This is a genomic window from Rhodococcus sp. OS5 (genome assembly GCF_056837585.1).
In genome coordinates, this window is the sequence record NZ_CM166368.1 from 3,114,537 (window position 1) to 3,126,666 (window position 12,130).

Below are 12,130 nucleotides of genomic sequence, written 5' to 3' on the forward strand. Positions count from 1 at the left end.
CCCGCGTCGTTGGGCCCCCTCGCTCCGCGCCTGCCCCGACTCGACGAGACCAGAACTGCGCAGCCGTGGGGCCAGCTCGCGTCAGTTCGCGCGAACTCGCACGATTCCCGAGATCGTTCCCTGGAAGTACTCGCCCGACTCGGTGATGAGTGCAGACATCTGAAGGGTGTCGTTGAGGATCGTCGACGGCAGCGGAGTCGAACCGATCTGCGACCCGTCCTTCGAGTCGATCACCGCGAAGGAGTAACCGTCCAGCGGAGAGGTGTTCGGAGCACCGTCTCGTGTCACGGTGTAGATCGAGCCGTCAGCCGTCGAGAGGTGGGGTACCGCGGAGCTGCGAATCGTGTTGTCCCACACGACATGGCAACCGACCGGATCGATGTCGACGCGGGTCATTCCGCCGTTGAAGGGTGCCGTGGCGGGGACCGCTGGACCGGCACCTTCAGGAGTCGTGGGGTACGGGTATCCGTAAGTGCCGGCGACGTAGACGGAATGACCGATGCCGACGGGGGAGTTCTCGCTGCCGCTCGGTGAGCCGTCCTGGCTGGCAGCGGACAACACCGGCTGCGTGCACACCTCGGCGCCCGTGTCAGCGCGATAGACATGCAAGCTCACTGTCGGGTGGGCGTTGTCGACGATGGTCAAGAAATCGCTGCCCGTCGACGGGCCGAAGTATGTCGGCGTCGATCCGGTTCCCCAGCTGAGCTGACCCGAATTACGGGCCGGCCCGCGGTCGTACGGCTGACGCCAGTCGATGACGACCTCGTCGCCATTTCGCTTCAGTTGGTAGAGCGCGTGGGTCGTTGCGACGGCAGTGCCCGTCGGGGAGGTGGAGATGCTGTTCTGCACCTGTTCACCTTCGGGGAGCGCAATGCTGTGCGCGATTCGATCCGCGCCGACATACCCGACGGTGCCGTGCCCGGTGGCGAACCAGACATTGCCTTCCCAGTCCGGAGCGAGGCCGGTGACGTTGTCGTCGGCGGCTACCGCACCACTGAGATCGACTACATCCGCGAGTTCCAGCCGCCAACTGCCGTCCGGATTCTGCGCATGGGAAATGCGGACCAGTTGACGGTTTCCGTCGACGGCTACGAGACGGTTCTCGTTGTCGAGGTAGGCGTAGACGCCGCCGAGCAGACTGCCCTTCGCGAGCGGCAGTTGTGCTACGGATCTACCCAACGGCATGGCGTCGGCCTTCGGATCGATCAAATGGATGGTCGGGATCTGGCCGATCATCGTCGTGCAGAGCGAGACGACCATGCCGTCGGAACCCTGGAGGACCGTCGGGCAGGCGGCCATCATCGGGAAAGCAGTCACCTCGTGGGGGCCGGTTCCTGGACCGGGCAGCGGAGTGACGTCGGACGAGCCCGCGTCACCGTGCATGGTGGAAGTACCGACGGGACCGAGGTACGGATTTGCAGGTGCGAGTGGACCGGACACCGAAGGGGTCGCCGTTGCGGGTCCGGCACACAACATGACTGTTGCGGCCACACAGCCGACGATCTGAGCTGTCCGTCGTGTACTCACGTGAACTTGAACCACCTTGCTGCGCAGACTCCGGCCACTGCGGCCCAGATGAGTAGTACGAGAATCGAAAACCAGTCCATCGAGGTGTCGAGGGCCGCTTCGAGTGCGTGTGCGAGAGCGCCGGACGGAACAATGCGGACCAGCGTGTGAACAGCGGTCGGAAGTTCGCCGCTGGCGAAGACCACACTGCCGATGCCCACCATGATGAACCACAGGATGTTGGCGAGCGCGAGAACGATCTCTGCTCGCAAAGTACCGCCGAGCAGTAGGCCAAGCGCTGCAAATGTGACAGTACCGATGGCAATGACCACTGCACCGAGTACAAGTTCGACGAACGACGGACGCCATCCCAACGCCAAACCGATAGCGCCGAGCAAGAGTGACTGCAGAGCCACGACGATGATGACGGCAGCGCTCTTGCCTGCGATGATTCCCCACCGCGGTAGCGGCGTTGCACCGAGTCGCTTGAGCGCGCCGTATCGGCGGTCGAATCCGACGGCGATGGCCTGTCCGGTGAACGCCGTCGACATCACGGCAACCATCATGACACCAGGGAGCACGGTATCGACCCGAGAATCGCCCAAATCGCCGATCGGGAGTAGACACAGTCCGATGAGCAGGGTGATCGGGATGAACATGGTGAGCAGCAATTGCTCACCGTTGCGGAGCAGAAGAGTCAGCTCCAGTTTGGTCTGCGCCGCCAGCATCTTGGCCGCCGAATTGGGGCGGGGATCCGGCGAGAAGGTGCGTGGCTCGAAGCGGTTCTCGGCGAGCCGTCGGTCTCTGGCAACGCTGATGGGACTGCTCTGGCCGTTCGACGCTGTTTCGTTCATGACCTTGATCTCCGTCATCCCCTCAGTTCCCGGCCCGTCAATTCGAGGAAGACGTCTTCCAGACTCCGTTGATCGACGCGAATGTCGTTGATCAGCACGTCCTGATCGGCACACCACGTTGCGACAGTCGCCACGGTTGCCGGATCGATTGCACCTTCGACGACATAGGTGCCGGGGTTGGATTCCTCGATGCGGAACCCGGCGAGTGAACCGGCCAGCGAATCGAGGCTCAAACCGGGAACCGTCGTCAGACGGAGTTGTCCTTCGGCGCCCTTGCTGGTGACCTCCGCCGGCGTTCCCGACGCGACGATCTTGCCGTGGTCGATGATGACCAGTTCGTCGGCGAGCGCTTCGGCCTCGTCCATGAGGTGTGTGGTGAGCAGGACGCTCACGCCGTCGCGTCGCAGAGCATCGATGAGTTCCCACACGAGCAGGCGCGCCTGAGCGTCGAGGCCGGCGGTGGGTTCGTCCAGAAATACCAACTCGGGACGCCCGACCAGCGCGCACGCCAGGGACAGTCGTTGCTGCTGGCCTCCGGAGAGGCGGCGGTACGGGGTCTTGCGCGCATCGGTGAGGCCGAGTTTGGAAAGGAGCCAGGCGGGATCGAGCGGGTCGGCCGAGTATGCGGCCACGAGGTCGAGCATTTCCCCGGCCTTGGACCCGGGGTACGCGCCGCCGCCCTGCAGCATGACGCCGATTCGCGAGCGGACTTCACCGGAGTCGGCGATGGGGTCGAGACCGAGCACTCGAACCGTGCCGGCATCGGGGGTGACAAACCCTTCGCACATCTCGACGGTGGTTGTCTTGCCGGCTCCGTTGGGGCCGAGCAGGGCAACGACCTGGGCCGTCTCGACAGTGAGATCGATACCGTCGACGGCTCGAACACCGTCGAAGGACTTGACGACACCCTGGATCTGTACCGCCGGCGTCGACGATCTGGAGGCTCTCGAGGTCACGGGGAATCAGCGTAAGCCCCCGCCGAGTTGTCTTCGTCTACCGGTCCGCCTTTCGTGATCTCCGCTACTGGCTTGTCGCTACGCCAGGGGAGTGAATTGCGGGTGAAGACGATGAGCGTTCCGGCGGTGAGGATGGTCGCGATGACGGCCTGCACGATCATGAACGGAAGGTATTCGGCGCCGTTGGACATCAACATGACGCTGACGATCGAGGTGAAGACGACGGCAGGGATGCGGAAAATCGGCGCGGTGGCCCACGCCGCCAACGGAAGGATCGCCCACAGCAGGTACCACGGCTGAACGACGGGGAACAGGAGAACGATCGCGCCGAGCGCGATGCCGAGTCCGCCGACCGGATGGATGCGGCCCATGTAGACCGAGATCATCATCCGTGCGGTGACGAGCATGGCGACGAGAGTTGCGATGGGCCGCGTGATCGTGAGGATCGCCGTCGTGTGATCGCCGAGTCCGAGCAGTACGCCTGCCAATCCCGTGCCGACGCCCAGGAGCGTCGGGATGGACATCCAACTCCGGACTGCCGTGGCGGTGTCGAGGGTGTTGATCCAACCCATACCGAGCCCACTGGCCACGCTGATGACAAACGTGACGACAGCGGCAACGATGCCCAGGAGAATCGCGGCTCCCGCCAGGGCTTTCCAGGTTCCACCCCAACGCCGGGCCAAGGCCATGCCGACAAATCCCAGTGCAAGCAAGGACGGAATTTTGACGGTCGACGACAATGCGATCAAACCTGATCCCGCAACGAGATAGAACAGCGCTCGCCCACGGATGGGCCCGGACCCTTCGACTGCGCGAAGAGCGATCTCGATTCCGGCGAGCATCAACCCGAGCATGAGTGCTTCGTTGTGGATGCCGGCCACCAAGTGGAAGAGCAACAGCGGGTTCGCGGCACCGAGCCAGAGCGAACTGACGGCAGAGACACCGCATCGCTTGGCCAGTCGCGGTATCGCCCACACGATGAGCGCGACGCCGGCCAATGCGAGCAAGCGGTGCAAGAAGATTCCGGCCACGATGTTGTCGCCGGTCAGTGAGCTGATCCCGCGTCCCAGCCACAGGAAGAACGGACCGTACGGAGCCGGGGTGTCGCGCCAGATCGTCGGAACCGTGCGGGTGAGAACGTGGTCGACGCCCAGTGCCGCCTTGGGGCCGATGGCGTACGGATCGAGTCCACGGGCCGCGATTTCGCTTTGAGCCAGATACGAGTAGACGTCGCGGCTGAACATCGGCGGTGCGACCGAGAGCGGCAGGATCCACAGCAGGAGTGTGCGGTCCAACTGGGAACGGGTCATGCGCCGCGGTGCGCCGGAACGGCTGCGTATGTCCCCGACTGCAAATCGGCCCATCATCAGCCAGGCCAGAACGACGAGCACGGTTCCGGTCATCGTCATGGTGAGTGAGACCGTCGGCATACGTCCGGGAAGGCTGAGGACTCGAAGTCCTGCGGTCGGATTCTGCAGGACGGGTTGTGCGCCGGCGCCGAGCGCTCCGACTGCCATCAAGACCGCGCCGGTTGCGCCGAATCGGCGAATCCCTCGCAGTTGTGCGGTTTCCTTCGCGTTCAGGCCCGGGCGCTCGTCCTCGTCGCCGTGCAGCACCGCGGCCATACTCTGCCGGGGAGCGGATCCGAAAGGTCGAACGCCGATTGTGGAAAGCGCGAGTGCCTTGGGTTTTTCCAGCAGGATCGCGCGCGCCGATCGGGCGGTCGTCGTCTTCTCGGGGGTCTGCGGCACACCAGGCAGCGTAGCGGCTCCATCCAGCCGGACAGACAAGCACAAACAACGTACGTTGTCCGGATATTCCCGAATGTAATGCAGGTTGCCCTTAGTAGACCTGCGAAAAGAATTCCGTCACACTTGTGTTGTGAAAAGAAATGCGTCAGACCCACGAAGCAAGGAAGTTGCAGGTCAGCCCACTGTAGCGGCCTCGCCGAGTGCTGCCGCAAATCCGGTGACAGTGAGCGTCGAAGGTCAGACGCGGGCGGCAGTGGTCAAGCTGCTACTCGAAGAAGGCCCCATTACCGCCTCCGAAATCGGCACGCGCCTCGGTTTGAGTGCCGCAGGTGTCCGACGTCACTTGGATGCGTTGATCGAGTCCGGCGAAGCCCGTACCGCTTCGGCGGCGTCGCTGCGTCAGCGCGGACGAGGTCGTCCCGCCAAGCAGTTCCAGATCACCGCGACCGGCCGCGGCCGCCTCGGCCACACCTACGACGATCTGGCGGGAGCCGCGATGCGGCAACTCCGTGAAATCGGCGGAGACGCGGCAATCGAGGAGTTCGCCAAGCGTCGGGTTCAGGCGATCGTCGGCGACGTCGAACCGGCTGATCCGACAGATGTCGACAACGTCGAGGCGACAGCGGACGCAATCGCCGAAGCCTTCAACGCGGTGGGGTTCGCAGCGTCGACCCGGCCGGTCGGCAACGGCGTGCAGATCTGCCAACACCATTGCCCGGTTTCCCATGTGGCAGAAGAGTTTCCGGAACTGTGCGAGGCAGAGCAGCAAGCATTCCGGCAATTGCTCGGGACTCATGTTCAGCGTCTGGCGACCATCGCCAACGGTGACTGCGCCTGCACGACGCACGTGCCCCTCGTGTCCACCGGGAGTAGATGACCGGACCAGAGTGTTCTACAGAGCGTTGCCACCGTGCAGCGTTCGAATAGAGATTTTTCAGCTAGTTCTTCAAAGTCAGAACTGCTCGACCACAGCGACCAGCCCTCGCTGAACCCGAGCAGCCGTCAAGAAACAAGACTCCGGAAGGAGCTCGCATGACCGTCACATCAGACCAGGCGACTACCACTGCGGCAGCAGGCACCGAGCCGCTCACGCAGGAAGAGACCATCGCGTCCCTCGGTCATTACGGCTACGGCTGGTCCGATTCCGACGAAGCCGGAGCCAGCGCGCAGCGCGGGTTGTCCGAGGCTGTCGTGCGGGACATCTCCGCCAAGAAGAGCGAGCCCGAGTGGATGCTCGACATCCGCCTCAAGGCGCTGCGCACCTTCGACAAGAAGCCGATGCCGAACTGGGGCAGCGACCTCGAAGGTATTCACTTCGACAACATCAAGTACTTCGTCCGGTCCAGCGAGAAGCAGGCCGAGTCGTGGGAAGACCTGCCCGAGGACATCAAGAACACGTACGACAAGCTCGGCATCCCCGAGGCGGAGAAGCAGCGCCTCGTTGCCGGCGTCGCAGCTCAGTACGAGTCCGAGGTCGTCTACCACTCGATCCGTGAGGACCTCGAGGAGCAGGGCGTCATCTTCCTCGACACGGACACCGGTCTCAAGCAGCACCCGGAGCTGTTCAAGGAGTACTTCGGATCGGTCATCCCGGCCGGCGACAACAAGTTCTCCGCGCTGAACACCGCCGTGTGGTCCGGTGGCTCGTTCATCTACGTTCCGCCGGGAGTCCACGTGGACATCCCGTTGCAGGCGTACTTCCGCATCAACACCGAGAACATGGGTCAGTTCGAGCGCACCCTGATCATCGTCGACGAAGATGCCTCCGTGCACTATGTCGAGGGTTGCACCGCGCCGATCTACAAGTCCGATTCACTGCACTCGGCCGTCGTCGAGATCATCGTGAAGAAGGGCGGCCACTGCCGCTACACGACCATCCAGAACTGGTCCAACAACGTCTACAACCTGGTGACCAAGCGCACCAAGGTCGAGGCCGGCGGATCCATGGAGTGGGTCGACGGCAACATCGGCTCCAAGGTCACCATGAAGTACCCGGCCGTGTGGCTGATGGGCGAGTACGCCCGCGGTGAGGTTCTCTCCGTTGCGTTCTCCGGCGAGGGCCAGCACCAGGACACCGGCGCCAAGATGCTCCACCTCGCGCCGCACACGTCCTCGACCATCATCAGCAAGTCTGTCGCCCGTGGTGGTGGACGTGCGTCGTACCGCGGTCTGGTGCAGGTCAACAAGGGTGCCCACGGCTCCAAGTCGACCGTCAAGTGTGACGCTCTGCTGGTCGACCAGATCAGCCGAAGCGACACCTACCCGTACGTCGACATCCGCGAGGACGACGTCACCATGGGTCACGAGGCCACCGTTTCGAAGGTCAGTGACGATCAGCTCTTCTACCTGATGAGCCGCGGACTGACCGAGGACGAGGCGATGGCCACCATCGTGCGTGGATTCGTCGAGCCCATCGCGAAGGAACTCCCGATGGAGTACGCGCTCGAGCTCAACCGCCTTATCGAACTTCAGATGGAAGGGGCTGTGGGTTAGTGACCACGCCAGAGACCGGAGTCATCGGAGCTGTTGCCGGGGAGAACCCGACCGCTCCTGTAAAGGGTGCAGCCACAGGCTCACCCATCACGAACAAGGGTGAGCAGTTCTCCTCGTTCGACGTCAATGCTTTCGAGGTTCCCGGCGGACGTGACGAGATCTGGCGGTTCACCCCGCTGCGTCGCCTCCGGGGATTGCACGACGGCAGCGCCGTCGCCAACGGACAGGTCACCGTCGAGGTCGACGGCGGAAGCGACATCACCGTCGAGACCGTCGGGCGTGACGACGCACGTCTGGGCAAAGCCGGCGTTCCCGCTGATCGCATTGCAGCGCAGGCGTATTCGAGCTTCGAGACGGCAACGGTCATCTCGGTTGGTGCCGAGGTCGAGGTCGAGAAGCCCGTTGTGGTCACCATGACCGGCCCCGGAGTCGACAACGTCGCCTACGGACACACCCAGATTCGTCTGGCTCAGTTCGCCAAGGCGACGTTCGTGATCGACCAGCGCGGCAGCGGAACCTTCGCGGAGAACATCGAATTCGTTCTCGGTGACAGTTCGCAGCTGACCGTGGTGGCCATCCAGGACTGGGCGGACGACGCAGTTCACGTGACGTCACACCACGCTCGCCTGAACCGCGACGCAGTGCTTCGATACACCTCGATCAGCCTGGGCGGCGACCTGGTTCGCCTGTCCGCCACCGTCAAGTACGACGGACCGGGCGGCGACGCCGAACTGCTCGGCCTGTACTTCGCCGACGCCGGCCAGCATCTGGAACAGCGTCTGCTGGTGGATCATTCGCAGCCCAACTGCAAGTCCAACGTGGTCTACAAGGGTGCGCTTCAGGGAGATCCCGGATCCGGCAAGCCCGACGCGCACACCGTGTGGATCGGCGACGTTCTCATCCGCGCCGCAGCGGAGGGCACCGACACGTTCGAGCTCAACCGCAACCTGGTGCTGACCGACGGCGCCCGCGCCGACTCGGTTCCGAACCTCGAAATCGAGACCGGTGAGATCGTCGGGGCCGGCCACGCAAGTGCAACGGGACGTTTCGACGACGAGCAGCTGTTCTACCTGCGTGCTCGTGGTATCCCGGAGGATCAGGCTCGTCGTCTGGTCGTACGTGGGTTCTTCCACGAAATCATCAACAAGATCGCTGTTCCCGAGGTGCGCGATCGCCTCGAAGCCGCAGTCGAAGCCGAACTCGCAGCCGTCGGCTCCTGACCGCCCCGCCTGCGACACCACCCCGTCGCTACGCTCGCCCGCCTCATCTTGAAGGAATTTCATGTCTACCAGTGACAACACCACCACCTCGGTCCTCGAGGTTCGTGACCTGCACGTCGAGGTCGCCAACTCCGATGCCAACGCCGAGCCCATCCAGATCCTCAAGGGCGTCGACCTGACGGTCCGCTCGGGGGAGACCCACGCGATCATGGGCCCCAACGGCTCCGGCAAGTCGACTCTGTCGTACGCCATCGCCGGTCACCCCAAGTACCAGGTCACGTCCGGCTCCATCACCCTCAACGGTGAAGACGTCCTCGCAATGAGCGTCGACGAGCGTGCGCGTGCCGGGCTCTTCCTGGCCATGCAGTACCCCGTCGAGGTTCCCGGCGTTTCCATGTCCAACTTCCTGCGCACCGCCGCTACGGCCGTGCGAGGCGAGGCTCCCAAGCTGCGCCACTGGGTCAAGGAAGTCAAGGAAGCCCTCAGCGAGCTCGAGATCGATCCCTCGTTCATCGAGCGCTCGGTCAACGAAGGCTTCTCCGGTGGCGAGAAGAAGCGCCACGAGATCCTGCAGTTGGGCATGCTCAAGCCGAAGATCGCGATCCTCGACGAGACCGACTCCGGCCTCGACGTCGACGCTCTGCGCACCGTCTCCGAAGGCGTCAACCGCTACAAGGAGCGCGAGAACGGCGGCGTTCTGCTGATCACGCACTACACGCGCATTCTGCGCTACATCAACCCCGACTTCGTTCACGTGTTCGTCGGTGGCCGCATCGTCGAGTCCGGTGGACCGGAGCTGGCCGACGAGCTCGAGACCAACGGCTACGTTCGTTTCACCGCGGACACCGCAGCTACCCAGGGAGCGTAATCACGATGACCACCTCGGTGCGCGAGCTCGACGTCACAGCGGTTCGGGCCGACTTCCCGATCCTGGCGCGAACCGTGCGCGACGGAAAACCTTTGGTGTACTTGGATTCCGGCGCTACCTCACAGCGTCCGGTCCAGGTTCTCGATGCCGAACGGGACTTCCTGACCACGTGTAACGCGGCAGTACACCGGGGTGCTCATCAGCTCGCAGAAGAGGCGACTGACGCGTACGAGAATGCTCGCGCCACCATCGCTTCCTTCGTGGGTGCGGATTCGGACGAGTTGGTGTTCACCAAGAACGCCACCGAGGCTCTCAATCTGGTGACCTACGTTCTCGGTGACGATCGCTTCGACCGCCATGTCGGTCCTGGCGACGAAATCGTCATCACCGAACTCGAACACCACGCCAACCTCGTTCCCTGGCAGGAACTTGCGCGCCGAACCGGTGCGACGCTCAAGTGGTACGGCGTCACCGACGACGGCCGGATCGATCTCGATTCGCTGGAGCTGACGGACGCGGTGAAGGTCGTTTCGTTCACCCACCAGTCCAACGTGACCGGCGCGATCGCGCCCGTCGAGGAATTGGTGCGACGAGCACGCGCCGTCGGTGCACTCGTCGTGCTCGACGCGTGCCAGTCGGTGCCTCACATGGCGGTCGACTTCCACGAACTGGGAGTGGACTACGCGGCGTTCTCCGGTCACAAGATGCTCGGCCCTTCGGGGGTCGGAGTTCTCTACGGCCGTCGTGAACTGCTGGCAGCAATGCCTCCGTTCATCACCGGTGGCTCGATGATCGAGACGGTCACCATGGAGGTCAGCACTTACGCGCCACCGCCTCAGCGTTTCGAAGCCGGCGTACCGATGACCTCACAGGTGGTCGGGTTGGGCGCTGCCGTGGATTACCTGAACACCTTCGGGATGGACGCCGTCGCCGCGCACGAGCACGTGTTGGTGGAGGCTGCTCTCGAAAAGTTGTCGGCGATCGAAGGTCTGCGCATCATCGGACCGCAGACGTCCGAGAACCGCGGCGGAGCGATTTCCTTTGTCGTGGACGGTATTCACGCCCACGACCTCGGACAGATCCTCGACGACGAGGGCGTCGCGATTCGCGTCGGACACCATTGTGCGTGGCCGCTGCATCGTAAGTTCGGTGTCGCTGCGACGGCCCGTGCGTCGTTTGCGCTCTACAACACCACCGCGGAAATCGATGTTCTCGTTGCCGCGATCAAGCGTGCGCAGGAATTTTTCGGTGTCGCAGGGGAGTTGAACTGAATCATGCGCATGGAGCAGATGTATCAGGAAGTGATCCTCGATCACTACAAACATCCGCACGGCCGCGGACTCCGTGAGCCGTTCGGCGCCGAGGTGCACCACGTCAACCCGACGTGTGGCGACGAGGTGACGTTGCGCGTCCAGATCTCCGAGGACGGAACGGTCTCCGACGTCTCGTACGACGGTCAGGGTTGTTCGATCAGCCAGGCGTCGACGTCGGTGCTCAACGACCTCGTCATCGGGATGCAGGTCACCGACGCACTGAAGACGGTGACGGCGTTCAACGAGATGGTGAGCAGTCGGGGCACCGTCGAGGGGGACGAGGACGTTCTCGGCGACGGTATCGCGTTCGTCGGAGTCTCGAAGTATCCGGCACGCGTGAAGTGCGCCTTGCTCGGATGGATGGCATTCAAGGATGCTGTAGTCCAGATTGTCGACGGCAGTGCTGTGACGACGGCGGACAGCAGCAGTGAATTGGTCGACACGACTGAAGGACAGGGATCATGACCGAGACACAACCAGTGCAGGACGCCGAGGTCGGCGCTCCGGTGAATCCGAATCCCGATTCCACTGCGGAATTCGGTGGCGCACAGGGCAGTGGCACTGTCCCGTCGCCTGAGCGACTCGACGAACTCGAAGAAGCGATGCGCGACGTCGTCGATCCCGAACTGGGAATCAACGTCGTCGATCTCGGCTTGGTCTACGGACTCTTCGAAGACGACGGTGTCGTCACGATCGACATGACTTTGACGTCGGCGGCGTGCCCGTTGACCGACGTGATCGAGGACCAGGCGCGCGGCGCACTTGTGCGTAGCGATCTGTGTACCGACATGAAGATCAACTGGGTGTGGTTGCCGCCGTGGGGACCGGACAAGATCACCGAAGACGGACGCGAGCAACTGCGCGCACTCGGCTTCACGGTCTGACAAGCAACCTCGGCACGATCAACTGAATACATTTCACCGGAGCGTCGGTGCCCGTTCGTCGGGTACCGGCGCTTCGGTTTGTTATATAGGGCCGTTTTAGCCATGATATTCAGGACAATAGTCCCAAATGGTTGTTTGATGAATATTTGCTGGAAGCTGACTGATCGGTAACATCGCAGCTGATTGTCACGATGTGATCTCCGGCGGGCGATTTGCCAGTTTCCACCCGAGCTTTCCAAAGTATTCGTCTCATTTTCGAAGTGCCCCGATCAGTTCGAAGCGTCC

Annotated in this window: 11 protein-coding genes; 7 read left to right on the plus strand and 4 right to left on the minus strand. The window is 63.1% G+C overall.

Translation table 11 applies throughout. The features are described 5' to 3' along the window. Positions 1–81 precede the first annotated feature (81 nt). The 4 genes from ACVZUB_RS14745 to mptB are packed head-to-tail and all read right to left on the minus strand — an operon-like array spanning position 82 to position 5,067. Entirely contained in the window at positions 82–1,476 is a 1,395-nt protein-coding gene (locus ACVZUB_RS14745) for a hypothetical protein (protein WP_482628534.1), read from the minus strand. 47 nt (positions 1,477–1,523) lie between these two features. Further along, positions 1,524–2,360, minus strand: a complete 837-nt coding sequence (locus ACVZUB_RS14750; RefSeq protein ID WP_370852751.1) for an ABC transporter permease — start codon at positions 2,358–2,360, stop codon at positions 1,524–1,526. 14 nt (positions 2,361–2,374) lie between these two features. After that, positions 2,375–3,316, minus strand: coding sequence for an ABC transporter ATP-binding protein (locus ACVZUB_RS14755; protein WP_007727917.1), 942 nt, complete (start codon positions 3,314–3,316; stop codon positions 2,375–2,377). Then, positions 3,313–5,067 carry a polyprenol phosphomannose-dependent alpha 1,6 mannosyltransferase MptB gene (gene mptB, locus ACVZUB_RS14760; RefSeq protein WP_003944776.1) on the minus strand — a complete coding sequence of 585 codons (1,755 nt, stop codon included), beginning with the start codon at positions 5,065–5,067 and terminating at the stop codon, positions 3,313–3,315. Before mptB ends, ACVZUB_RS14755 begins: the two co-directional genes overlap by 4 nt. A 130-nt stretch (positions 5,068–5,197) precedes the next feature. On the opposite strand from mptB, the gene ACVZUB_RS14765 reads away from it, so the two are divergent. From ACVZUB_RS14765 to ACVZUB_RS14795, 7 genes are all read left to right on the plus strand, one after another. Then, positions 5,198–5,944, plus strand: coding sequence for a helix-turn-helix transcriptional regulator (locus ACVZUB_RS14765; protein ID WP_275231662.1), 747 nt, complete (start codon positions 5,198–5,200; stop codon positions 5,942–5,944). 155 nt (positions 5,945–6,099) lie between these two features. Continuing rightward, entirely contained in the window at positions 6,100–7,560 is a 1,461-nt protein-coding gene (gene sufB / locus ACVZUB_RS14770; RefSeq protein WP_003944799.1) for a Fe-S cluster assembly protein SufB, read from the plus strand. Next, complete coding sequence (gene sufD / locus ACVZUB_RS14775; RefSeq protein WP_003945011.1) at positions 7,560–8,780, plus strand: Fe-S cluster assembly protein SufD; 1,221 nt, start codon at positions 7,560–7,562, stop codon at positions 8,778–8,780. The genes sufB and sufD overlap by 1 nt, the downstream gene beginning before the upstream one ends. Positions 8,781–8,841: 61 nt before the next feature. Then, a complete protein-coding gene (gene sufC / locus ACVZUB_RS14780; protein ID WP_003944795.1) occupies positions 8,842–9,648 on the plus strand; it encodes a Fe-S cluster assembly ATPase SufC in 807 nt (268 codons plus the stop codon). Between the two features lie 5 nt (positions 9,649–9,653). Then, a complete protein-coding gene (locus ACVZUB_RS14785; protein ID WP_003944865.1) occupies positions 9,654–10,919 on the plus strand; it encodes a cysteine desulfurase in 1,266 nt (421 codons plus the stop codon). A 3-nt stretch (positions 10,920–10,922) separates the two neighbouring features. Beyond that, positions 10,923–11,426 (plus strand): Fe-S cluster assembly sulfur transfer protein SufU, encoded by a 504-nt coding sequence (gene sufU, locus ACVZUB_RS14790; protein WP_003944894.1) that lies wholly within the window; start codon positions 10,923–10,925, stop codon positions 11,424–11,426. Continuing rightward, entirely contained in the window at positions 11,423–11,845 is a 423-nt protein-coding gene (locus ACVZUB_RS14795) for a metal-sulfur cluster assembly factor (protein WP_003944963.1), read from the plus strand. Before sufU ends, ACVZUB_RS14795 begins: the two co-directional genes overlap by 4 nt. Positions 11,846–12,130: the final 285 nt, after the last annotated feature.

Excerpts from the sequence above, each read along its gene's own strand:
- ACVZUB_RS14745 (WP_482628534.1), bottom strand. The coding sequence starts at position 1,476 with ATGTTGTGTGCCGGACCCGCAACGGCGACCCCTTCGGTGTCCGGTCCA.
- ACVZUB_RS14750 (WP_370852751.1), bottom strand. The coding sequence starts at position 2,360 with ATGAACGAAACAGCGTCGAACGGCCAGAGCAGTCCCATCAGCGTTGCC.
- sufB (WP_003944799.1), top strand. The coding sequence starts at position 6,100 with ATGACCGTCACATCAGACCAGGCGACTACCACTGCGGCAGCAGGCACC.
- sufC (WP_003944795.1), top strand. The coding sequence starts at position 8,842 with ATGTCTACCAGTGACAACACCACCACCTCGGTCCTCGAGGTTCGTGAC.
- ACVZUB_RS14785 (WP_003944865.1), top strand. The coding sequence starts at position 9,654 with ATGACCACCTCGGTGCGCGAGCTCGACGTCACAGCGGTTCGGGCCGAC.
- sufU (WP_003944894.1), top strand. The coding sequence starts at position 10,923 with ATGCGCATGGAGCAGATGTATCAGGAAGTGATCCTCGATCACTACAAA.
- ACVZUB_RS14795 (WP_003944963.1), top strand. The coding sequence starts at position 11,423 with ATGACCGAGACACAACCAGTGCAGGACGCCGAGGTCGGCGCTCCGGTG.